Source organism: Robbsia sp. KACC 23696, from assembly GCF_039852015.1.
GTDB lineage: Bacteria > Pseudomonadota > Gammaproteobacteria > Burkholderiales > Burkholderiaceae > Robbsia.
Genome location: NZ_CP156626.1, coordinates 3,393,326 through 3,417,223, shown reverse-complemented (window position 1 = coordinate 3,417,223; position 23,898 = coordinate 3,393,326). Strand labels below are relative to the sequence as shown.

Annotated in this window: 16 protein-coding genes, 2 tRNA genes, 3 rRNA genes and 1 pseudogene; 12 read left to right on the top strand and 10 right to left on the bottom strand. The window is 60.3% G+C overall.

From position 1 onward, the window contains the following. Positions 1–45: 45 nt before the first annotated feature. On the bottom strand, positions 46–1,140 hold the full coding sequence (gene ychF / locus ABEG21_RS14420) for a redox-regulated ATPase YchF (RefSeq protein WP_347555193.1): 1,095 nt from the start codon (positions 1,138–1,140) through the stop codon (positions 46–48). A 215-nt stretch (positions 1,141–1,355) separates the two neighbouring features. On the opposite strand from ychF, the gene ABEG21_RS14415 reads away from it, so the two are divergent. The 3 genes and pseudogenes from ABEG21_RS14415 to ABEG21_RS14405 form a co-directional block, all read left to right on the top strand. Further along, complete coding sequence (locus ABEG21_RS14415) at positions 1,356–2,576, top strand: UbiH/UbiF family hydroxylase (protein ID WP_347555192.1); 1,221 nt, start codon at positions 1,356–1,358, stop codon at positions 2,574–2,576. 66 nt (positions 2,577–2,642) lie between these two features. Then, positions 2,643–3,416, top strand: a complete 774-nt coding sequence (locus tag ABEG21_RS14410) for a DsbC family protein (protein WP_347555191.1) — start codon at positions 2,643–2,645, stop codon at positions 3,414–3,416. Positions 3,417–3,518: 102 nt separating this feature from the next. Then, a pseudogene (locus ABEG21_RS14405) lies at positions 3,519–5,324 on the top strand (PDZ domain-containing protein); the annotation flags it as partial. 150 nt (positions 5,325–5,474) lie between these two features. On the opposite strand, the gene ABEG21_RS14400 reads toward ABEG21_RS14405, so the two are convergent. Continuing rightward, positions 5,475–6,695, bottom strand: coding sequence for a LysR family transcriptional regulator (locus ABEG21_RS14400; RefSeq protein WP_347555190.1), 1,221 nt, complete (start codon positions 6,693–6,695; stop codon positions 5,475–5,477). 211 nt (positions 6,696–6,906) lie between these two features. On the opposite strand from ABEG21_RS14400, the gene ABEG21_RS14395 reads away from it, so the two are divergent. Further along, positions 6,907–7,506: an NAD(P)H-dependent oxidoreductase gene (locus tag ABEG21_RS14395; RefSeq protein WP_347555189.1), complete on the top strand. Its 600-nt coding sequence runs from the start codon at positions 6,907–6,909 to the stop codon at positions 7,504–7,506. A gap of 86 nt (positions 7,507–7,592) precedes the next feature. Here the strand turns inward: ABEG21_RS14395 and ABEG21_RS14390 are convergent, their stop codons facing one another. The 8 genes from ABEG21_RS14390 to rpe form a co-directional block, all read right to left on the bottom strand. Next, positions 7,593–8,342, bottom strand: coding sequence for a uracil-DNA glycosylase (locus ABEG21_RS14390; RefSeq protein ID WP_347555188.1), 750 nt, complete (start codon positions 8,340–8,342; stop codon positions 7,593–7,595). Beyond that, positions 8,339–9,103, bottom strand: a complete 765-nt coding sequence (locus ABEG21_RS14385; RefSeq protein ID WP_347555187.1) for a CYTH domain-containing protein — start codon at positions 9,101–9,103, stop codon at positions 8,339–8,341. Before ABEG21_RS14385 ends, ABEG21_RS14390 begins: the two co-directional genes overlap by 4 nt. A gap of 16 nt (positions 9,104–9,119) precedes the next feature. After that, positions 9,120–9,926, bottom strand: coding sequence for an indole-3-glycerol phosphate synthase TrpC (trpC, locus tag ABEG21_RS14380; protein WP_347555186.1), 807 nt, complete (start codon positions 9,924–9,926; stop codon positions 9,120–9,122). Between the two features lie 7 nt (positions 9,927–9,933). Then, positions 9,934–10,986 (bottom strand): anthranilate phosphoribosyltransferase, encoded by a 1,053-nt coding sequence (trpD, locus tag ABEG21_RS14375; protein WP_347555185.1) that lies wholly within the window; start codon positions 10,984–10,986, stop codon positions 9,934–9,936. A gap of 78 nt (positions 10,987–11,064) precedes the next feature. Next, positions 11,065–11,628, bottom strand: a complete 564-nt coding sequence (locus ABEG21_RS14370) for an aminodeoxychorismate/anthranilate synthase component II (protein ID WP_347555184.1) — start codon at positions 11,626–11,628, stop codon at positions 11,065–11,067. Position 11,629: 1 nt separating this feature from the next. After that, entirely contained in the window at positions 11,630–13,126 is a 1,497-nt protein-coding gene (gene trpE / locus ABEG21_RS14365) for an anthranilate synthase component I (RefSeq protein WP_347555183.1), read from the bottom strand. Positions 13,127–13,778: 652 nt separating this feature from the next. Continuing rightward, positions 13,779–14,555 (bottom strand): phosphoglycolate phosphatase, encoded by a 777-nt coding sequence (gene gph / locus ABEG21_RS14360; protein WP_347555182.1) that lies wholly within the window; start codon positions 14,553–14,555, stop codon positions 13,779–13,781. After that, positions 14,542–15,249, bottom strand: a complete 708-nt coding sequence (gene rpe, locus ABEG21_RS14355; RefSeq protein ID WP_347555181.1) for a ribulose-phosphate 3-epimerase — start codon at positions 15,247–15,249, stop codon at positions 14,542–14,544. Before rpe ends, gph begins: the two co-directional genes overlap by 14 nt. 450 nt (positions 15,250–15,699) lie before the next feature. Between rpe and apaG the strand changes: the two genes are divergently transcribed. The 8 genes from apaG to rrf all read left to right on the top strand — a co-directional run bounded on the left by apaG (position 15,700) and on the right by rrf (position 23,220). Further along, positions 15,700–16,074 carry a Co2+/Mg2+ efflux protein ApaG gene (apaG, locus tag ABEG21_RS14350; protein WP_347556817.1) on the top strand — a complete coding sequence of 125 codons (375 nt, stop codon included), beginning with the start codon at positions 15,700–15,702 and terminating at the stop codon, positions 16,072–16,074. A gap of 17 nt (positions 16,075–16,091) precedes the next feature. Beyond that, positions 16,092–17,273 carry an MltA domain-containing protein gene (locus ABEG21_RS14345; protein ID WP_347555180.1) on the top strand — a complete coding sequence of 394 codons (1,182 nt, stop codon included), beginning with the start codon at positions 16,092–16,094 and terminating at the stop codon, positions 17,271–17,273. Further along, complete coding sequence (locus ABEG21_RS14340) at positions 17,249–17,569, top strand: hypothetical protein (RefSeq protein WP_347555179.1); 321 nt, start codon at positions 17,249–17,251, stop codon at positions 17,567–17,569. Before ABEG21_RS14345 ends, ABEG21_RS14340 begins: the two co-directional genes overlap by 25 nt. 333 nt (positions 17,570–17,902) lie before the next feature. Continuing rightward, a 16S ribosomal RNA gene (locus tag ABEG21_RS14335) occupies positions 17,903–19,433 on the top strand. A gap of 63 nt (positions 19,434–19,496) precedes the next feature. Then, positions 19,497–19,573: transfer RNA gene (locus tag ABEG21_RS14330), tRNA-Ile, on the top strand. A 71-nt stretch (positions 19,574–19,644) separates the two neighbouring features. After that, positions 19,645–19,720, top strand: a tRNA-Ala gene (locus ABEG21_RS14325). A gap of 327 nt (positions 19,721–20,047) precedes the next feature. After that, positions 20,048–22,930 (top strand): 23S ribosomal RNA (locus tag ABEG21_RS14320). 176 nt (positions 22,931–23,106) lie between these two features. Then, positions 23,107–23,220: ribosomal RNA gene (gene rrf / locus ABEG21_RS14315) — 5S ribosomal RNA — on the top strand. The 16S, 23S and 5S rRNA genes sit together here with 2 tRNA genes alongside, the layout of an rRNA operon. Positions 23,221–23,898 lie beyond the last annotated feature (678 nt).

Sequence of the window (23,898 nt, the reverse complement as noted above, 5' to 3'; positions counted from 1 at the left end):
CTGATTGCGGCCCGCTGTCAGGCGCTTGAAAAGGAATAGATCCGTTTAGACGTTAAACAAGAAATTCAGCACGTCGCCGTCCTTGACGACATATTCCTTGCCTTCGGCGCGCATCTTGCCGGCTTCCTTGGCGCCTTGCTCACCCTTGAAGCTGATGTAGTCGTCATAGCCGATCGTCTGGGCGCGAATGAAGCCGCGTTCGAAATCGGTATGGATCACGCCGGCCGCTTGCGGCGCGGTGTCGCCCACGTGGATCGTCCAGGCGCGGACTTCTTTCACGCCGGCCGTGAAATACGTCTGCAGGCCCAGCAAGCTGTACGCGGCACGGATCACGCGATTCAGGCCCGGCTCTTCCATACCCATATCGGCCAGGAATTCCTTCGCATCCTCTTCCGGCAGATCGGCGATTTCCGCTTCCACGGCGGCGCAGACCGAGACCACCGGTGCTTTTTCCGCGGCGGCGTAGGCTTTCACCGCATCCAGCAGCGGATTGTTCTCGAAACCGTCGTCCTTGACGTTGGCCACATACATCACAGGCTTGGACGTGATCAGGCAGAACGGCTTCAGCAATGCGATTTCGTCGTCCGACAGGTCCAGCGCGCGCACCGGCTTCGCTTCGTTCAATTGCGCTGCGGCCTTTTCCATCACGGCGACCAGCTTGCCTGCTTCCTTGTCGTTGCCGGACTTGGCGGCCTTCGAATAGCGCGAGAGCGCCTTTTCGACAGTCGCCATATCGGACAGCGCGAGTTCGGTGTTGATCACTTCGATGTCGGCGATCGGATCCACGCGGCCCGACACGTGAATCACGTTTTCGTCCTGGAAGCAGCGCACAACGTGCGTGATTGCGTCGGTCTCACGGATGTTGGCGAGGAATTTGTTGCCCAGGCCTTCACCAGTCGACGCGCCAGCGACCAGACCGGCGATGTCGACGAATTCGACCACGGCCGGCACGATGCGCTCCGGCGAGACGATGGCGCTCAGGCCCGCCAGACGCGGATCCGGCACTTCGACGATGCCGACGTTCGGCTCGATCGTACAGAAGGGGTAGTTTTCAGCCGCGATGCCGGCTTTCGTCAGCGCGTTGAACAGGGTGGACTTGCCGACGTTCGGCAAGCCGACGATGCCGCATTGGAGGCTCATGGAGGACCTTCGGTAATCTGGGAAATGGCCGCGCGGCAGGGCCTGCGCGCGCAAACCGCAATTGTACCCCGAGCCTTGCCCCGTTCCGCCGCGACCGTACCCTCAAACCCTTCTTTGTAGCCGTCGCCACCACACCAATTGAACGGGCAACGATGCAGATCCCTTACAGGGGCGACGGTATAATGCCGTGATCCCTTCGTTCCTCAGGCAAGCCGATGTCAGTTCAGACGCCGCACTCCAGCTCCCACGCCGCGTCTCGCAAGTCGGCGCCGCATCACGCGATCGTCGTCGGGGGCGGTCTGGTTGGCAAGGCGGCCGCGCTGGCGCTGAGCCAGGCAGGCATGCGCGTGGCCCTGCTCGCGCCACAAGCAACGCCGCTTCCGCCCGGCCAGCCGTTCGATCAGCGCGTGTATGCATTGTCGGCCAGTTCGCAGGCTTTGCTGGCGCGTCTGCGTGTCTGGCAGGCGCTGGATCCGGCGCGGCTCGGTCCGGTAGCGGACATGCGCGTCCTCGGCGACGCAACGGGGAAATTGCACTTTTCGGCGTTCCAGGCGGCCGTGCCGCAGCTGGCGCATATCGTCGAATCACTGCAAGTGGAAACGGCACTCGACGCGGCGCTGCGTTTCCAGCCGCAACTGAACTGGCTCAACGCCCGCGCCCAGGGCCTGTCGATCGATGCCGCCGCGCCGGACCGTCCGGCCGTGTTGACCTTGGATGACGGCCGGACCCTGGAGGCCGAGCTGATCGTCGGTGCCGACGGCGCACACTCCTGGGTACGCTCGCAAATCGATGCGACCGTCGATCGGCGCGATTATGCCCAGACTGGCGTTGTAGCCAATTTCCGGATTTCCGAGCCACACGCCGAAACCGCTTGGCAATGGTTCCGCGATGGCGAGATCATTGCCCTGTTGCCCATGGCCGGCCCCTACGTCTCACTGGTCTGGTCGGCAACGAGCGAGCATGCGCAACGCCTGGTGGCGCAGGGGGGCGATGCCTTGGCTGCCGAACTCGAACGGATTGCCGGGGCGACGCACGGTACGTTCGAATGCGTGACGCCGCCGGCGGGTTTCCCGCTGGCCTTGCAGCGCGTCGATCGATTGATCGCGCCGCGCGTGGCATTGGTGGGCGATGCCGCGCATCTGATCCATCCGCTGGCGGGGCAGGGCGTCAATCTCGGTTTGCGCGATGTGGCGGCCCTGACCGACGTGTTGCGCGAAAAGGAAACGTTCCGCGATCTGGGCGACCGGGTGCTGTTGCGCCGATATGAACGGTCGCGCAGCGAGGACATCGCGTCGCTGACACTGGCGACCGATGGCCTGCAACGGCTGTTCGCCTTGCCGGGGACCGTGGCGCAGGGCATACGCAATGCCGGGATGTCGCTTGTCTCGGCCCAGCCTTTCGTCAAGCGCTGGTTGGTGGAGCACGCATTAGGCTGAGAAAGCGCGACGACGCTGCGTTCTTGCATCACGTCGTTTCGAATTAATCGTTAAGGAAGGTGCGCGATGACTGTTTTGATCCCAGGCCGAATGGCTGCCCGTCGAGTGGGCGCTGCCCTGATCCTGGCTTTGGCGACGGGGCTGTCGCTAAACGCGCACGCCGATACCGACGCCAAGGCCGATGCGCTGCTGAAAACCTTGCAGCAGCGTTTGGGGCCACAAGCCAAAATCAGCGATATTCGAAAGGCGCCGATTCAGGGCTTGTACGAGGTGACCGTCGACAAGCAGATTCTGTATAGCGACCCCACCGGGCAGTATGTGCTGCTGGGCTCGATCCGCGATACGACCACCGGCGCGGACCTGACCCAGGCACGCATGGATCAGATCAATCGCATCGACTTCGCGTCTTTGCCGCTGCAGGACGCGGTGAAAGTCGTGCACGGCAACGGCGCGCGCAAAATCGCGGTGTTCTCCGATCCGCATTGCCCGTATTGTCATAAGCTGGAAGAGACGTTGCAGAAGGTCGACAACGTGACCGTCTATACCTTCCTATTCCCGATTCTGTCGCCCGATTCGATCGCGAAATCGAAGTCGATCTGGTGCGCGAAGGATCGTGGCGCAGCCTGGGAAAACTGGATGCTGCGTAAGCAGGCGCCGACGAATGACGGCAGTTGCGATGTGGCCGCGCTGCAACGCAATCTTGTCATCGGCCAGTCGATGAACGTGACCGGTACGCCGACCGTCTTCCTCGTCGACGGCAACCGTCTGCCGGGCGCCGTCGAAAGCGGCGATCTGGAAAAGGCACTGAAGGCGGCGCAGGCCAGCACGAAGAAAGGCTGACGCCACGCTGCACGGGTAGCGTCAACGCCGACCGGGCGCCTGCGCATCACATCGCCTAGTGCCGCGCTCGCCGAATTTCCAGGTGCGGGCTATCATGCTTTTATGAGCACGATACGTTACGGCATCCGCGCGGACCACGCCGCCGCGCACCTGTTCGACGTCACATTGACGATCGCCGATCCAGATCCTGCAGGGCAGGCGGTCTATCTGCCGGCGTGGATTCCCGGTAGCTATATGATCCGCGAGTTCGCGCGGAACATCGTCACGCTGCGCGCGGAAGACGACAGCGGCGCGACCGTGCCCATCACGCAAACCCGCAAGGATCGCTGGCAATGCGCGCCGCAGGCGCCGGGGCGCAGCGTGACGCTGCATTACCAGATCTATGCCTGGGACCTCTCGGTCCGAAGCGCCCATCTCGACCAGCACGTTGGTTTCTTCAACGGCACCAGCGTGTTTCTGGCGGTCGAAGGGCGCGAATCGGCGCGCTGTCTCGTCGAGATCATCCGGCCGCAGGGCGCGGCATCCAGCACGACCGCATCCGATGGCACACGGGTATCGCAAGCGTCTTCTTCTGTCGTGGCGTCCGTCGCCGATCCCTTCGCCAACTGGCGCGTGGCCACCGCCCTACGCGAAGCCGAGGGGACGGCTCGCTACGGATTCGGTCTATATGAGGCCGATGACTACGACGAACTGGTCGATCATCCGGTGACGCTGGGCGAATTCGATCTGGCCAGTTTCGATGCGCATGGCGTGTCACACGACGTCGTGATCAGCGGTGGCGTGCCGCGTCTCGATATGGATCGACTGACGCACGATTTGACCCGCATCTGCGAAGCGCAGATTGCCCTGTTCGAGCCTGAAACCCGCCGCGCGCCGATGTCTCGCTATGTCTTCATGACAATGGCCACGGCAGATGGCTATGGCGGCTTGGAACACCGCGCCTCCACCGCGCTGGTGGCCAAACGCAGCGACTTTCCGGTCGTCGACGAACCGTCGGATGCGCCGATGTCGGACGGCTATCGCACCTATCTCGGACTGTGCAGCCACGAGTATTTCCACACCTGGAACGTCAAGCGCATCAAACCCGACGTTTTCGCGCCGTATGACCTGCACGAAGAGTGCTATACGCCGCTGCTCTGGCTGTTCGAGGGTTTCACGTCCTACTACGATGACCTGATGTTGGTCCGCGCTGGCGTGATCGGAGACGAGGACTATCTGAAGCTCGTCGGCAAGACCGTCGGCGGCGTGCTGCGCAATAGCGGACGGCTGAAGCAAAGCGTCGCGCAAAGTTCTTTCGATGCCTGGACCAAGTACTACCGGCAAGACGAAAACGCAGCCAACGCGATCGTCAGCTACTACACGAAGGGATCGCTGGTGGCGCTGGCTTTCGACTTGACGATCCGTCTGCACAGTGAGGGCGCGCATTCGCTAGACGATGTAATGCGCCTGCTCTGGCAGCGCTATGGCCAGGCCTTTTATACGAAAGAAGGCGGCCGGGGCGTGCGCCCCGACGAGATCGTACCGTTGATCGAGGAAGCCACGGGCGTCGATCTGAGCGAACTCCATGCCTTTGCGGTCGAAGGGACCGAAGACTTGCCGCTGGCGGCACTCCTGAAGCCGTTCGGTGTGACGCTCTCGCCGGTGAAGGGGAAGCAGTCGGTGTCGATCGGCGCCCGGGTCAAGGGCGGCGGAGACGCCACGCTGGCGGTGGTCCATGATGGTGGCGCCGCGCGCAATGCCGGCCTGTCGGCAGGTGATGTGTTGATCGCGCTCGACGGCTATCGCGTCACCGGCTCGAACCTGGAAGCGCTGCTGTCACGCTACCGCCCTGGCGTCACGGTGACGCTACACGCATTCCGGCGCGATCAATTACGGGTCTGCGAACTGACGCTCGACGCGCCGGAGGTCACCGAATACGCGCTGCAGCGCACGAAGCCGTCAAGCGACAAGGCTGGCAAGGTCGCGGACGACATTACGGCAGAAGCGGCTGAAACCGCAACCGACGTCGCAACCGACGTCGATCACGCGGCAGCGGCTCGGCAACGCTTCGATGCCTGGCTAGGGAAGGTCGTCACCGACGTCGGCAACGTCGACTGAGCGTTCCCCGGCCTGCGATACTTGCGGTGCTTGTCGAACGTGCCCGGTTTCAGCGTCCGAGGACGCTCCGGCGATCAACGCGTCGCCACCGAAGTCCGGCATCGTGCGGCGGTGAAACGGCGACTTGCCAACGTCGTCGCACGACAGTCCCGCGATCGCCGCGGCGCCTTTGAGATCGGTGACGGCATCGAGGACCGGATAGGGCGGGGCGGGATCCGATGAACGCGGCGCAGCGTTCTCCGGCGACGTCACCGGCTGCCCGAGGCTCGCCCGCTCGATGGCGCGGCACATCGGTTCGATCTCGGTGATGTATTCGATGAAAGCCTGCGTCTTGCGCGGCACGAAGCGTCGCGACGGCGTCACCAGATACACGGGCGTGCTGGGCAGTTGCCAATCGGGCAGCACGCGTTCCAATTCATGCCGCTGCCGTTGCTCTCCCGTCATGGCGTCGGGAAGCACTGAAATACCGGCCCCTGCGGCCACCAGCTCCCGAACCATCGTCAGGCTGTTTGCCTCCACGCGGCCGCGCATTTTCAGTTCGGCCGTCTGCCGGCCACGCGTCAACGTATCGCGGTCATGGACCTTGCGCGCGCCGCGCAGCAACACGAAGCGATGGCGCGCCAGATCGTCGGGTGTTTCCGGGCGCCCTTCCCGTTCCAGATAGGCCCGGCTCGCATACAGGGAGCGCGTCATCAGGCCCAACTGGCGCGCGATCAAGGTGGAGTCCGTCAGATGCCCGGCACGAATCGCGATATCGATACGCTCACCAATCAGATCGACGTGACGCGCACTAAGGTCGAATTCCAGCGTCACTTCCGGATAGCGCGTGCTGAAACCGGCCAACGGTCCCGCCAACCAATGCTCCGAGAAGTCCGGCGGTGCGGAAATACGCAGCAGCCCCCGCGGTCGCTGCGCCAGTTGCGAGGCGAAATCGCGCGCCGTTTCCACATCTTCGAGAATGGGCAGGCAATGTTCGAGATAGGCTTCGCCGACCTCGGTCAATTCGAGGCGGCGCGTCGTCTTGTCCAGCAGGCGGGTGCCGAGGCGCTGCTCCAGCTTTGCCAGGCGCCGGCTGACGGTGGTTTTGGGCATGCCCAGCACGGCGCCGGCGGCGGTCAGGCTACCGGCGCGCGCCACCTCGGCGAACACCAACATGTCGTTCAAATCGTCCATGAGGGCCATCGGCGAGCTCCTTGGCTGTTGTCCCAAAAACAGGACAATGTTACCCAAATTTTCGACTTGTGCCAAAAACGGCAAGCCCTACAATGGGCAACATCACGATTTGCCGCGGGCGCACGGCGCGCCGCCATCCCATAAAGGGCCGCGGCGGGCGCACTGCGCAACCGGCGATCGATCTCCCCGTATGACGTGCACCTTTTGGAAGGGAAACATCATGACCACGATTCTGCAAATTAACGGCGCAGCCCGCTCGCAAGGCGCCAACTCGACGCTGTTGGCCACGGAAGCCACCGCACATCTGCAAAAGAAGCACGCTGGCGCGAACGTCGTCGTGCGCGATCTGCTGTCGACGAACCTGCCGGTTTTGAGCGACGCCATCCTCGGCGCTTTTTTCACGCCGGCCGAGTCGCGTAACGACGCGCAGAAGGAAATCATCGCGCGCAGCGACGCACTGATCGAAGAGCTGCAAGCCGCCGACGTCGTCGTGATCGGCGCGCCGCTGTATAACTTCGCCGATTCGACACAGCTGAAGGGCTATTTCGACTTTATCGCGCGTGCTGGCGTGACTTTCCGCTACACGACCGAAGGCACGCCGGAAGGTTTGGTCAAGGGCAAGAAGGTCTATATCGTTGCCGCGCGCGGCGGCAAATACACGGGTACGCCGATGGACGTGCAGACGCCGTACCTGAAGATGTTCCTGGGTTTCCTGGGCATGACCGATGTGACCTTCGTCTACGCGGAAGGCTTCGCGATGGGCCCGGACGCGGCAGCGCTGGCACTGTCGAGCGCGCGTGAGGCGATCGCGGCGCTGTAAGGGAAGGGTATAACCGGGTTTGCCCGGCGGTACGGCACAGCGGGGTTTCCTATGGGGAATTCCGCTGTGCCGTTTTCGTTTCCGCGTCAGAACAAGGCGCCGTTGCTTTCCACTGCGGGAATCGACCAATCGATCGGGGCCAGGCCGTGCTCGGTCAGGAAGCGATTCGCCTCCCCAAAGTGGCCGCATCCCAGAAATCCCCGATGTGCCGATAGCGGCGAGGGGTGCGGTGCTTCCAATACCAGATGCTGTGCATGTCGCGCCAGCAGCGCGCGCTTCGCTTGCGCATGGGCGCCCCACAGCAGGAAGACCAAGGGTGTCGGGCTCGCGCCGAGATGCGCGATCAGGGCATCGGTGCATTGCTCCCAGCCGCGTTTCGCATGACTCGCGGCATTGGCCTTTTCCACCGTCAACACCGTGTTCAGCAACAGGACGCCTTGGCGTGCCCAATGGTCCAGGCAACCTTGCTTTGGCGGCGGGTGACCGAACTCCGCACTGATTTCCTTGCAGATATTGCGCAGGGATGGCGGCGGACGCACCCCGGGCGGTACCGAGAACGCCAAGCCATGCGCTTGCGGGATGCCGTGGTCTTCTCCGTGATACGGGTCCTGCCCCAGAATCACGACACGCACCTGATCGGCGCCCATCAAGGTCAAGGCGCGAAACGGATCGGCGGGATAGATTGTCTTTCCGGCAGCGCGTTCGCCATCGACGAACTGGCAGAGGCGCGGGTAAGCGTCACTGGCGAGAAAATCCGCGAGACAGGCCCGCCATCCCGCCGGTAGCGCGTCGAATTGCGTCGCAAGCGGCGTCGGTTCGAGGACGTCCTGCATCATGCCGCTCCGCCTGTGTGCTTGCCGCTTTCGTCGCGCGCCAAGGAGGCGGACGTCGTTTGCCGCGCTGCTTGAACCGATGCGAACAAGGTATAACCGCGCGCGGCTTTCGACGTGTCGTCCGCGCGCAAGCTCGGGAACGCCGCTCTTAGCCGATCGGCAAAACCGATCAAGGCTGCTTCGTTCTCGCTATCGTTACCGTCACCACCTTGCAATTCGAGCTCGATTTCGTCGATGGCGGTTTCGGCATCGGCACCGGCGTCCGGCACGAAGACTTTCCCTTGATCCAAAGCCACTTCGATGCGCGCGCCGCCGCTCCGGACGTGCCAGACGGTCCGGTTGAAATCGGTGCGGAACACCGGGATCAATGGGATTCCTGCATCGTGGAAGGCCTGCAGGGCGGAAAGCGCTTCGGGGTCGTCGCAAGCGGCGCGCAATGCGTCGAGATCGAGTGCGGGCCCTGCCACCGGCATTTCCCATTCGCCCCGTGCGTGCAAACCGTCAACCGATTTGCCAGCCGTCTTCAGCGTCTGCAGCCAGCCGCGTGGCGCCAAACGCAAGCGTAAGGCAATGCGCGTGCGGGCGAGATCCAGCGCTGGCGTGTCGTAATAAATGTTTTGCAGCGGGAAGCTGGCGGAGCCGTCCGCTGCCCCCTGCGACGCGTCCGTCGCCGCGCCTTCCACCACCACCTGGCGCAGCCACTGTGCCAGTGCTTCCGGCTGGGCGCCACCCAGCGCCAGCTTCATTTCTTTTTCGATCGCCATCCGGCCAGTCGTCCCGTCAGTGTTGCGATGCAAAGAACAGGCGCGCCAGTTCGACGCCCGGTTCCGGCGCGCGCATGAACGCTTCGCCGATCAGGAATCCCGGGACACCGCTGTTTCGCAGCAGCGTGACGTCGTCATGATTCGCGATACCCGACTCGGTGATCACCAGCCGGTCTTCCGGCAAATCAGCAAGCATGTCCAAGGTCGTACGCAACGACACGTCGAAGGTGCGCAGATCGCGGTTGTTGATGCCGAGCAGCGGCGTCTTCAAGGTCAGCGCGGCGGCCAACTCGTCGCGGCCGTGAATCTCGACGAGCACCGCGAGACCGAGCGACAGGGCCAGCGCCTCCAGATCCTGCATCTGTTCGGCGCTGAGGATCGCGGCGATCAACAGGATGCAGTCCGCGCCCATCGCTTTCGCTTCCAGCACCTGGTAGGCGTCGACGATGAAATCCTTACGCAGTACGGGCAGGTTGCACGCGGCGCGCGCCTGTTTCAGGTAGGGCATTCCTCCCTGAAAGAATTGCACATCGGTCAGCACGGACAGACAGGCGGCCCCATTCGATGCATAGGATCGCGCGATATCGGCGGGAACGAAATGCTCGCGGATCACGCCTTTCGACGGACTGGCCTTCTTGACTTCGGCGATGATCGCCGGGAGACCGGCGGCCTGTTTCGCGCGTAATGCACCGACGAAGTCGCGGGCGTCGGCCGGATCGCGCGATTCGGCCGTCAGGCGCAGTTCGGCGAAGGGCACGCTCGCCTGGGCGGCCGCGATTTCCTCGCGTTTGACGGCAACGATTTTTTCAAGAATGTTCGACATTGTGCTTTCAGCCTTTGCAGGATTGCGTGAAGTCCACCAGTGCCTGGACCTTACGTAGTGCGGCGCCGCTCGACAGCGCTTCACGCGCGCGATCGATGCCTTCGGAAATCGACACCGCCACGCCGGCCGCATAGAGCGCGGCGCCGGCATTGAGCAAGACGATATCGCGCGCCGCACCTGGCGTATCGGCCAGAGCCTGTCGCAACATCGTCTGCGATTCTGCCGCGCTACCGACACGAATCGATCGGTTCGACGTCATCTGCAGCCCGAAGTCCTCGGGGTGAATCTCATATTCGCGGATTTCATCGTCGATCAGTTCACCGACCAGCGTCGGGGCGCCCAATGAGATCTCGTCCATGCCGTCACGACTGTGTACCACCAGCACGTGCTTGGCACCCAGCCTTTGCATGACGCGCACCTGGATGCCGACCAGGTCTTGATGAAACACCCCCATCAACTGGTTGGGTGCGTCGGCCGGGTTTGTCAGCGGGCCGAGGATATTGAAGATCGTTCGCACGCCCAGGACCTTGCGCACCGGCGCGATGTTCTTCATCGCCGGATGGTGGTTCGGCGCGAACATGAAGCCGATGCCGGTCGCTGCGATCGATTGTGCGACCTGTTCCGGGTTCAGATGGAGGTTGACGCCGAGCGCTTCGAGGACATCGGCGCTGCCGGAGGTGCTCGATACGCTGCGATTGCCATGCTTGGCCACCTTCGCGCCGGCAGCGGCCACGACGAACATCGATGCCGTCGAGATGTTGAAGGTATGCACGCCATCGCCGCCGGTACCGACGATGTCGACGAAATGCGATTTATCGTCGACCTTCACGTGATGCGCCAGTTCGCGCATCACGGTGGCGGCGGCGGTGATTTCGCCGATGGTTTCTTTTTTGACGCGCAGCCCGGTCAAGAGCGCGGCGCACATTTCGGGCGCGATCTCGCCGCGCATGATCAGGCGCATCAAATGCACCATCTCGTCGAAGAACAGCTCGCGGTGTTCGATCGTACGCTGCAGCGCTTCGTGCGGACTGATGGCGGTGGCAGTGGAGGCGTCGTTCATGCGATGTCTATTCCGAATTCAAAGTGGCATTGCGCCGCGCACGCCCCGGCGTCGGGGCGGACGTCGGCGGCGAGGCGGTCAGCGCTGCACGAAATTACGCAGCAAGGCGTGGCCATGTTCGCTCAGGATGGATTCCGGATGGAATTGCACGCCTTCCACCGGAAGCGACTTGTGTCGCACACCCATGATTTCGCCATCGGCGGTCTCGGCGCTGATCGCCAGACAATCGGGCAGCGTTTCGCGTTCGATCGCCAGAGAATGATAGCGGGTGACGATAAAGCGCTTCGGCAGCGCGGTGAAGACGCCTTGCTGATCGGTTTCGATTTCGCTGACCTTGCCGTGCATCACGGTCTTGGCGCGAATCACCTTGCCGCCGAACGCCTCGCCGATCGCCTGGTGACCCAGGCAGACACCGAGGATCGGCAGCTTGCCGGCAAACTCGTGCAGCACGTTCAAAGTGACGCCGGCGTGCTTGGGATCGCTCGGGCCCGGCGAAAGGCAGATCTGGTCGGGCGCCATCTCGGCGATTTCGCCGAGCGTGATCTCGTCGTTTCGGACCGTGCGGACGTCCACGCCCAGCTCACCGAAGTACTGCACGAGGTTGTACGTAAAAGAATCGTAGTTGTCGATCATCAGCAGCATGTCAGTACTCCCCGTCCAATCCGTCCTGCACCCGTTCGGCCGCGCGCAACACCGCGCGTGCTTTGTTCTCCGTCTCCAGCCATTCGGATTCGGCAATCGAGTCCGCGACCACGCCGGCTGCCGCCTGAACATAGAGATTGCCGTCCTTGATGATGCCGGTGCGAATGGCGATGGCGAGGTCCATTTCGCCGGAGAACGACAGATAGCCGACGGCGCCGCCGTACAGCCCCCGCTTGACCGGTTCGAGGGCGTCGATCATTTCCATCGCGCGAACCTTCGGCGCACCGCTCAAAGTCCCGGCCGGGAACGTCGCCCGCAGCACGTCGAGATTCGACAGGCCCGGTTTCAGCGTGCCTTCCACGGCGCTGACGATATGCTGCACGTGCGAATATTTCTCGATCTGCATCTTGTCGACGACTTGCACCGATCCGGTCTGGGCGATGCGACCCACATCGTTCCGAGCCAGATCGATCAGCATCACGTGCTCGGCGATCTCCTTCGGATCGGCGAGCAATTCCGTTGCCAGTTGCGCATCGGCTTCCGGTGTGGCGCCGCGCGGCCGCGTTCCGGCGAGCGGTCTGATCGTCACGATCCTTTCGTCGTTGCGGGGCTCCTGACGCACCAGAATCTCCGGCGAAGCGCCCACCACGTGGAAGTCGCCGAAGTTGTAGTAATACATATACGGCGACGGGTTCAGCGAACGCAGCGCGCGGTACAGCGACAGCGGTGAATCGCGGAACGGCTTCACGAGGCGTTGGCCGACCTGGACCTGCATCAATTCGCCTGCCTCGATTTCTTCCTTCGCGCGATGGACGGCCGCCAGATAATCGGTCTTTGCAAATTCGCGATGGATTTCGGTGCGGACCGATGCCGATGTGACCGGCGCCTGTACCGGTTCCCGCAGGCGCTCGCGTAGTTCACGCAGGCGCCGACGACCATTGGTATAGGCATCCGGTCGCGCCGGATCGACGTGCACGATCAGATAGAGCTTGCCGGCAAGGTTGTCGATGACCGCGACTTCCTCGGTCAGCAGCAACAGGATGTCCGGCATATTCAGCGGGTCCGACGCGGGCGCCGAGTGCGCGAGCTTGCGCTCCATATAACGCACCGCATCGTAGGCGAAGTAGCCGGCCAGGCCGCCGACGAAGCGCGGCAGGCCGGGGCGCGGGGCCACGTTGAACCGTTTCTGGAAAGTTTCGATGAAATCGAGCGGATTCGCGTCCGATGTCTCTACGACTTGGCCATCGGTGACGACTTCGACCTGCGTGCCGCTGGTGCGCAACAGCGTACGCGCGGGCAGGCCGATAAACGAATAGCGCCCGAAGCGTTCGCCGCCGACGACTGATTCGAGCAGATAGGAATTGGCGCCGTGGCGTTCGCGCTGGGCAAGCTTCAGGTAGACGGATAGCGGCGTTTCCAGGTCGGCAAGCGCCTCGGCGACCATCGGAATGCGGTTATAGCCTGCGGCGGCCAGCGATTGGAATTCGATTTCGGTCATGGTGTCAGGTCTCTTTGTCCGGCATCGCCACACACTCGTGCCGTCTCCGGATGCGGCGATTCCGGAGACGCGACAACGAGTCATGCGGCGGCGACGTATCGGTCGGACGCAAAGCAGCATGCGGACGGGCAGTGCACGGAGGTGAAGACACGGTGTGCGGGCCGAACGGCCGGCAACGTGGCGTCACGTCACGCGTGCTGCGCGAGACACGTCGGACAGATCGCGAGGAATGTGCGCGCCACGATGGTTCGCGCCTACGGCAGCATCAGGTCAATCGGTCAGACTGCACCGATCACGGCCTGCTATGCCATCATTCCTGCACGACTTGAACGATGTGCCGCGATGCAGGGCTTCGCGTACCGGCCTTGGCCGGCGGCAACGTCAAGATACAGCTTTAAGGGGACAGCAAAAAACGGAAGCCGAAGCAGGGGGTGCTTCAGCAGCCTCGGGGCGAAATCACCAAGACAAGCGACGCCAGGGCCATGCCCCCCGGTCAATGCCGCCATGACTCCGTTTTTTGTTCAGAAACATTGCAATCGATCGAAATCGTTCGAATCGTCAGGAAAAGCGCCAGAATCGTTGATCAGGCGCCATCGTCATTACGCTGCCGTTTTCCGTTTCACGGCCTGCCCGGCAGAACGTCCTACCTTGCTTAGCGGGCGTCTACGGACTGAAATCCGAGCAGCCGCGCCGCCGCGAGCAGCGTTGGAACTATAGCATCGGTTGCCAGTTCCTGCACGGATTTACCGTGGTTATAGCCATACGGCAAGGTGATGCTGGCGATGCCGGCGGCGCGCGCGGCAATCAGGTCGTTTTCCGAGTCGCCGATCGCCACCGTCTCCTGCGGGCTTGCTGCCATCCGTTCGCAGGCGGTCAACATCGGCAGCGGATCCGGCTTCTTGCGCGGCAAGGAGTCGCCGCCGATAACGATCGGAAAGAAGGGGAGTAGATCGTGGCGCGCCAGTAAGCCGCGTGCGAATCGCTCCGGTTTGTTCGTCACGCAGGCCAGGCGCAGCCCCAGTGCCTGCAGGGCGCCCAACCCGGCGGCGACATCGGGGTAGAGGCTGGCATAGAGGCCGTTGATCTGTTCGTAGGCATCGTGATAGGCCCCCAGCGCGACGTCGAAGCAGGCGTGGGCCTCGCCTTCGGGCAAGCGTGCCGCCAGGACGTCGCGGATCAGTTTTTCGGTGCCTTTGCCGATGTAATGCACCACTTCTTCGCGTGTCACGGCGCGCAAGGGCGTCGGCAGCGCACGCAGGGTGATGTTGAGGGCCGCCGTGAAATCGTCTGCGGTATCGGCCATCGTGCCGTCCAGATCGACGATCGCTGCTACCAGCGGGCGCCCCAGGAATACGGCCGCGCTGCTGCCGCGCGGCTTGGCGGCGTACGTTGTCGCGGGGGACGGGGTCGACGGATCAAGGGTGGGCATGAGCGGCAGCTTCCTCGGATTGGGTTGCCAACTCGGCGCGCATTGCGGTGATGATTTCGGCGTAGTTGCCGTGTCCGAAGATCGCGGAGCCCGCGACGAAGGTGTCGGCGCCCGCGGCGGCGATTTCGGCGATATTCCCGGTTTTAACGCCGCCGTCCACTTCCAGTCGGATTTTCCGGCCGGTGCGCGCGGTGTAGGCGTCGATACGCTTTCTCGCTTCTCGGAGCTTGTTCAGCGCTTCCGGAATGAAGGATTGGCCGCCAAATCCGGGATTGACCGACATGATCAAGATCACGTCGACCTTGTCCATCACATGATCCAGGTAGGAGAGGGACGTGGCGGGATTGAAGACCAGGCCAGCCGTGCACCCGTGTTCGCGAATCAGGCCGAGTGTCCGATCGATATGCTCCGACGCTTCCGGATGGAAACTGATGTTGTTCGCACCGGCCTTGGCAAAGGCCGCGGCCAGCGGATCCACCGGCTTCACCATCAGATGTACGTCGATCGGAACCGATGTGTGCGGGCGCAGCGCTTCGCAGAACATCGGCCCCATCGTCAGATTGGGGACGTAGTGATTGTCCATCACGTCGAAATGGATCCAGTCCGCGCCGGCTGCCACGACGCTGCTGACTTCTTCGCCAAGGCGCAGGAAGTCGGCCGACAAAATACTAGGGGCGATCACATAGTCTTTCATGATGGTCCGTGAGAGGGGTGAAGGGGCGCTCGATGTCGGCGCCCTGCCGTGGCCGGGTAGGCCGAAATGTGCGTTTGCGCCCGGCAGGGAAGCGCCGTGTCATCCGCCGCAGCGCATTTCTGCCGGTTTCCTATATAGGGATGCCTATATCGGTTTGCCTATATCGGTATTCTACCGAATCGGCCTGGCTGCGCCGCTGGAACGATCTCGATGTTTCCGCAGGCGGTCGGGAAGGCGCGGGTGGCGTACCGGGCAGGGCCAGCCTCGCGCCGCCGCGACGATGTGCGGCAGCGGATGTCTTTCATTCAGTTGCGGCGGGCCGGGGCTTGCTTCAGAATGTTCGACGATCCGTTCGTCGTCTGCATCTGCTGGCGGCCTGGGACCTACCGAGTTGCCTTTCTCCATGGAAGGCGGCTGCCGCTCCTTACTTCTTTGCGAATTTCCCGCCGAATGAGCCAGTATCAGATGACGGTAACGGTGTCGCCGCGCTTTTTGCGGGACCAGTCCGAGCCGGCGCAGCGCCAATATGCGTTCGCTTACACAATCACGATTCGCAACACGGGAAGTGTGGCCTCGCAACTGATCTCCCGGCATTGGGTCATCACGGACGGTGAGGGGGATGTGCAGGAGGTGAAAGGCTTGGGTGTCGTCGGCAACCAGCCCTTGCTGGCGCCGGGTCAGCAATTCGAATATACGAGTTGGGCGATGATCGCGACGCCGATCGGAACGATGCGTGGTTCGTTTTTCTGCGTGGCGGAGGATGGCGAGCGCTTCGACGCGCCGGTTGCGGAGTTCACGCTGGCGATGCCGCGGACGCTCCATTGAGGAAAGGCGAACGGTCGATGAAGCGTGTGTTGGCAGAGCTGCGACGTCTATCGTCGCGGCGTGGTGCGGTGGCTGTAGCGGCAGCGTGTGCGTTGGCGGCGGTTTTGGCCGCCTGCTCGTCCGGGCCGTCGCCGTCGCGGAGCGGCGTCGCTCCAGGCGCCGGTTATGCGACGCGCGGGACGTTGTCGCCCTTGTCGATGCCGCGCGTATCGGAAATCATCGCGGCCGACCGACTGACCCCGGTGGGGTGGGACGCCGTGCAGGGGTGGAGCGCAGACTCCCTATTGGGTGCCACGGCGTCGTTGCGCCAGACGTGCCTGCGTCTGCGAACCGCGCCTGATTGGCGTGTGGCGTGCGCCGCATCGCTACAGCTCGACGAATTGGATGAGAGTGCCACGCGCTCCTACTTCCAGCAGTACTTTCAGCCTTACCAACTGGCGAATCGGAATGGCTCGGTGGACGGCTTGATCACCGGCTATTACGAGCCTCTGCTGCATGGCTCACGTGTGCGGCATGCGCCCTATCTCTATCCGCTGTACCGTTGGCCGATGGGCGTTCGGCGCGGTGCGCCGTTGCCGGCGCGCCCTGCCTTGGAGCGTGCGGGCGTGCTCGAGGGTAACGAGCTTGTCTATGTAGACGACCCCATCGAGGCATTCTTCCTGCAGGTCCAGGGGTCGGGGCGGATCGTGTTGGACGATGGGTCGATCATGCGAGTCGGTTTTGGCGGAACCAATAACCAACCGTACGAGTCGATCGGTAGCTGGCTCTTGCGGCAGCGCGAAATCACCCCGGCGCAGGCTACGATGCAAGGCATCAAGGCATGGGCGCGGGCCAACCCGTCGCGGGTACCGGCGCTATTGGATGTGAACCCGCGCTTCGTGTTTTTCAAAGAGATGCCACCGGTCGCCGGCGATGACGCCGATGGACCCTTGGGCGCCTTGGGTGTGCCGCTCACGCCGGAACGGTCGATCGCCGTGGACCCGACATCCATTCCTTTGGGCGTGCCCGTGTTTCTATCGACGACGCGTCCGTTCAGCGATGCGCCGCTGAACCGGCTGGTGTTTGCCCAGGACACCGGCTCGGCGATTCGCGGTGGCGTCCGTGCCGATTACTTCTGGGGGCATGGCGACGATGCCGGCGATTTGGCGGGACGGATGAAGCAGTCGGGCCGGATGTGGCTGCTGTTACCAAGGCGCTAGCCGGCAATTTTTGCGAAAGTGTGAAAATGTTGAAAAAGGGCTTGCGCGATTCCTGGGGGCGATCTATTATTCGCCTCCCCGCTGCAAACAACGCAGCGCAAGCAGCGAAGCGGCGGGGGGTGGTGGCAAGAAAGGTGCTTGTTTTTAAGGGTGCTTTCTTATTGCCAGGAAGTAGCGGTGGCTTTGTTCTTGGGTGTGTTTCTGAGGGTGAAGTGGTCGAGCAGCTTTTTGCCGATTGGGATGTTTCTTGGGTGGATCTAGAAATATCGCAAACGAGTCTGCAAAAAAGTGCTTGACGAAGCGAGGAGTGCGGTACATAATCTCGCTTCTGTTCTGCAGCAAAGCAACGCTGCGAACGACGAAGCAAAGTAGTATAGCAGTAATCGACGGGTCGCCTAGTGCGAGGAAATGTCCAGCCAGTCGTTAAACGGTTCTTTAAAAATTTACAGCCGATAAGTGTGGGCGCTTGATGGAGTTGCAGGTCCGGTGATTCGTCACGGGATTCAAGCAAAAGTATCAAGAGCTCGCACAAGAGAAGAAAGTAAGTCGTACGAACTTCGGTTTGTACTTCTTGTTGATTCTTGAGTTGAGCGACCTATTCGGAAGAATAGAAAACAGTAACAGAGATTAAACTTAAGAGTTTGATCCTGGCTCAGATTGAACGCTGGCGGCATGCCTTACACATGCAAGTCGAACGGTAACAGGGAGCTTGCTCCGCTGACGAGTGGCGAACGGGTGAGTAATACATCGGAACGTGTCCTGTAGTGGGGGATAGCCCGGCGAAAGCCGGATTAATACCGCATACGATCTACGGATGAAAGCGGGGGATCTTCGGACCTCGCGCTATAGGGGCGGCCGATGGCAGATTAGCTAGTTGGTGGGGTAAAGGCCTACCAAGGCGACGATCTGTAGCTGGTCTGAGAGGACGACCAGCCACACTGGGACTGAGACACGGCCCAGACTCCTACGGGAGGCAGCAGTGGGGAATTTTGGACAATGGGCGAAAGCCTGATCCAGCAATGCCGCGTGTGTGAAGAAGGCCTTCGGGTTGTAAAGCACTTTTGTTCGGGAAGAAAAGGACTGGGCTAATATCCTGGTCTGATGACGGTACCGGAAGAATAAGCACCGGCTAACTACGTGCCAGCAGCCGCGGTAATACGTAGGGTGCAAGCGTTAATCGGAATTACTGGGCGTAAAGCGTGCGCAGGCGGTTTGTTAAGACAGATGTGAAATCCCCGGGCTCAACCTGGGAACTGCATTTGTGACTGGCAAGCTAGAGTCTGGCAGAGGGGGGTGGAATTCCGCGTGTAGCAGTGAAATGCGTAGATATGCGGAGGAACACCGATGGCGAAGGCAGCCCCCTGGGCCAACACTGACGCTCATGCACGAAAGCGTGGGGAGCAAACAGGATTAGATACCCTGGTAGTCCACGCCCTAAACGATGTCAACTAGTTGTTGGGGATTCATTTCCTTAGTAACGTAGCTAACGCGTGAAGTTGACCGCCTGGGGAGTACGGTCGCAAGATTAAAACTCAAAGGAATTGACGGGGACCCGCACAAGCGGTGGATGATGTGGATTAATTCGATGCAACGCGAAAAACCTTACCTACCCTTGACATGGTCGGAACCCCTGAGAGATTAGGGGGTGCTCGAAAGAGAACCGATACACAGGTGCTGCATGGCTGTCGTCAGCTCGTGTCGTGAGATGTTGGGTTAAGTCCCGCAACGAGCGCAACCCTTGTCCTTAGTTGCTACGCAAGGGCACTCTAAGGAGACTGCCGGTGACAAACCGGAGGAAGGTGGGGATGACGTCAAGTCCTCATGGCCCTTATGGGTAGGGCTTCACACGTCATACAATGGTCGGTACAGAGGGTTGCCAAGCCGCGAGGTGGAGCTAATCCCAGAAAACCGATCGTAGTCCGGATTGCACTCTGCAACTCGAGTGCATGAAGTTGGAATCGCTAGTAATCGCGGATCAGCATGCCGCGGTGAATACGTTCCCGGGTCTTGTACACACCGCCCGTCACACCATGGGAGCGGGTTTCACCAGAAGTAGGTAGCTTAACCGCAAGGAGGGCGCTTACCACGGTGGGATTCGTGACTGGGGTGAAGTCGTAACAAGGTAGCCGTATCGGAAGGTGCGGCTGGATCACCTCCTTTCTCGAGCTTAACGCAACGTAAGTTAAGCGCTCACGCTTATCGGCTGTCATACGACAGGCTGTAGGGTCTGTAGCTCAGTCGGTTAGAGCACCGTCTTGATAAGGCGGGGGTCGTTGGTTCGAATCCAACCAGACCCACCATCTAGTCTTTGGTTGCTCGGGCTCGACTGTAGTTCCAGCAGCTGGAGAGATGTACCTACAGTAGCAATATTGGGGGCTTAGCTCAGCTGGGAGAGCATCTGCTTTGCAAGCAGAGGGTCAACGGTTCGATCCCGTTAGCCTCCACCAAACCTTAAGCTAAAAGATATTTGGCGATGTTGCGGTTGAACATCGATGAGTGTGTTTTAGCTTAGGCTTGGCCTAACACTGACTTGGTAGAGATACCAAAATCGGCTGTCGTTCTTTAACAATTTGGAAGAAGTTCAATTCAATCGTGATGCGATGCACATTAGAGATGGTGTGTGTGGTGTCACAAAATTTGGGTTGAGATTGTATCGAGAAGTATCTCAAAGCAGTGTGTCTTGAGAGAGGCACACAAGAATTTGGAATACGGCACAAATACCGATACTCACCTATAGCGCGACGTGTGCAGCGATGCAGACGTACTCGTTATAGGGTCAAGCGAATAAGTGCATGTGGTGGATGCCTTGGCGATTACAGGCGATGAAGGACGCGGTAGCCTGCGAAAAGCTTCGGGGAGCTGGCAAACAAGCTTTGATCCGGAGATGTCCGAATGGGGAAACCCACTCCTAATGGAGTACCCATGACTGAATACATAGGTCATGTGGGGCGAACGCAGTGAACTGAAACATCTAAGTAGCTGCAGGAAAAGAAATCAACCGAGATTCCCAAAGTAGTGGCGAGCGAAATGGGAAGAGCCTTGTACCTTTTAGCATGACAGTTAGCAGAACGCTCTGGAAAGTGCGGCCGTAGCAGGTGATAGCCCTGTATGCGAAAACTGATGTGTGGAACTAGGGGTACGACAAGTAGGGCGGGACACGTGAAATCCTGTCTGAATATGGGGGGACCATCCTCCAAGGCTAAATACTCGTAATCGACCGATAGTGAACCAGTACCGTGAGGGAAAGGCGAAAAGAACCCCGGGAGGGGAGTGAAATAGATCCTGAAACCGCATGCATACAAACAGTAGGAGCCTCCTTGTGGGGTGACTGCGTACCTTTTGTATAATGGGTCAGCGACTTACGTTCAGTAGCAAGCTTAACCGACTAGGGAAGGCGTAGCGAAAGCGAGTCCGAATAGGGCGCTTTAGTTGCTGGGCGTAGACCCGAAACCAGACGATCTATCCATGGCCAGGATGAAGGTGCGGTAACACGTACTGGAGGTCCGAACCCACTAATGTTGAAAAATTAGGGGATGAGCTGTGGATAGGGGTGAAAGGCTAAACAAGTCTGGAAATAGCTGGTTCTCTCCGAAAACTATTTAGGTAGTGCCTCGTGTATCACCTTCGGGGGTAGAGCACTGTAATGATTGTTGGGTCCATTGCGGATTACTTCGTCATAGCAAACTCCGAATACCGAAGAGTGCAATCACGGGAGACAGACATCGGGTGCTAACGTCCGGTGTCAAGAGGGAAACAACCCAGACCGCCAGCTAAGGTCCCCAAATATAGCTAAGTGGGAAACGAAGTGGGAAGGCTAAAACAGTCAGGAGGTTGGCTTAGAAGCAGCCATCCTTTAAAGAAAGCGTAATAGCTCACTGATCGAGTCGTCCTGCGCGGAAGATGTAACGGGGCTAAGCTATATACCGAAGCTGCGGATGCACAATTTATTGTGCATGGTAGGAGAGCGTTCTGTAAGCCTGTGAAGGTGTCTTGAGAAGGATGCTGGAGGTATCAGAAGTGCGAATGCTGACATGAGTAGCGATAAAGGGGGTGAAAAGCCCCCTCGCCGTAAGCCCAAGGTTTCCTACGCAACGTTCATCGGCGTAGGGTGAGTCGGCCCCTAAGGCGAGGCAGAAATGCGTAGCTGATGGGAAGCAGGTTAATATTCCTGCACCATTGTTAAATGCGATGGGGGGACGGATCGCGGAAGGTTGTCCGGGTGTTGGAAGTCCCGGTCCTTGTATTGGAGAAGGCGCTTAGGCAAATCCGGGCGCGGAATTCAAGGGTACGAGGCGAGCGCTTAGGCGCGAAGCAATTGGAAGTGGTCCCAAGAAAAGCCTCTAAGCTTCAGTTTAACAAGACCGTACCGCAAACCGACACAGGTGGGCGAGATGAGTATTCTAAGGCGCTTGAGAGAACTCGGGAGAAGGAACTCGGCAAATTGGTACCGTAACTTCGGGATAAGGTACGCCCTTGTAGCTTGACTGGCCTGCGCCAGGAGGGTGAAGGGGTTGCAATAAACTGGTGGCTGCGACTGTTTAATAAAAACACAGCACTCTGCAAACACGAAAGTGGACGTATAGGGTGTGACGCCTGCCCGGTGCCGGAAGATTAAATGATGGGGTGCAAGCTCTTGATTGAAGTCCCGGTAAACGGCGGCCGTAACTATAACGGTCCTAAGGTAGCGAAATTCCTTGTCGGGTAAGTTCCGACCTGCACGAATGGCGTAACGATGGCCACACTGTCTCCTCCCGAGACTCAGCGAAGTTGAAGTGTTTGTGATGATGCAATCTCCCCGCGGCTAGACGGAAAGACCCCATGAACCTTTACTGTAGCTTTGCATTGGATTGTGAACAAATCTGTGTAGGATAGGTGGGAGGCTATGAAGACGGGACGCCAGTTCTGTTGGAGCCAACCTTGAAATACCACCCTGGTTTGTTTGCGGTTCTAACCTTGGTCCCTGAATCGGGATTGGGAACAGTGCATGGTAGGCAGTTTGACTGGGGCGGTCTCCTCCCAAAGTGTAACGGAGGAGTACGAAGGTACGCTAAGTACGGTCGGAAATCGTGCTCATAGTGCAATGGCATAAGCGTGCTTAACTGCGAGACCCACAAGTCGAGCAGGTGCGAAAGCAGGTCATAGTGATCCGGTGGTTCTGTATGGAAGGGCCATCGCTCAACGGATAAAAGGTACTCTGGGGATAACAGGCTGATACCGCCCAAGAGTTCATATCGACGGCGGTGTTTGGCACCTCGATGTCGGCTCATCTCATCCTGGGGCTGTAGCCGGTCCCAAGGGTATGGCTGTTCGCCATTTAAAGAGGTACGTGAGCTGGGTTTAAAACGTCGTGAGACAGTTTGGTCCCTATCTGCCGTGGGCGTTGGATATTTGAAGGGGGCTGCTCCTAGTACGAGAGGACCGGAGTGGACGAACCTCTGGTGTACCGGTTGTCACGCCAGTGGCATCGCCGGGTAGCTATGTTCGGAAGAGATAACCGCTGAAAGCATCTAAGCGGGAAACTCGCCTTAAGATGAGATATCCCTGGGAACTTGATTCCCCTGTAGGGTCGTTCGAGACCAGGACGTTGATAGGCTGGGTGTGTACGGACAGTAATGTCCTTAGCTAACCAGTACTAATTGCCCGTGAGGCTTGATCCTATAACCAGTACGTTTGGACGTGAGACGGCACATGTGAAGTGTGACGCAGCCAGACGCGCTAGGTGAGATTATCGGTGAATGTGCCCGATACACGCTCAACCCAAGAGTCGTACCGAGATGAACTTCTTCCAGATTGGTGTTGTTGAGCTTTAAACGTCAGCAGCACAACCCCTTTGCCTGATGACCATAGCGAGTCGGTCCCACCCCTTCCCATCCCGAACAGGACCGTGAAACGACTCCACGCCAATGATAGTGCGGATTGCCCGTGTGAAAGTAGGTAATCGTCAGGCTCCCTACGCTGTAACCAGACGCCCCGTGACACCTTAACCCGTGCACGGGGCGTTTGGCTTTGTACTACGCCACACGCCACCACCTTACCCGCCTCGCGCGACCCGACGTCAGCGCGGCGCGCGGCGCTTACGCACCGCGTTTAGCCAAAACATCGGCCAGTATCTCGCGCTGCGGTCGCTGTGCGCAAGTGGCTTGTCATCAGTCAAGCGCGCGATGCGGCTTAATCGGCCCGGTGGCGCCCTCGCACACGAAGGGATGCGTCAAAGTACCAATGCTTTCGCGTCCCCCTCTCTCGCCCCTTAAAAGCGTTCCTGAATGCTTTGGCTAGACCACCCTCTCGCCGCGACCTCGCGCGCATTGGAAATTCCTGCGTGAGGGTGCTTCGTTCCTAGTCGATTCGAGCGGGAATACGCGGTACGTGTCCGCGCGAAGCCATCGCTTGAACACTGCGGCTTGTTAGATCCGACCTACTCGTAAGTCTCAGCGCACTTCTGACGCACTGAAGACGCGCGTGCGGCGGATAGAGCGGTGACATCGCATCGGATCACATCGTTGATATCGACGCTAGCCCCATGGCACAACAGATCACATGAAAACGGCGGCGCTTCATTTCCGGGGGCGTATCGCCGCACGCCCAGCACCGCGCCCGTACCGTGCGACTCCAAGGCAACGGTTGC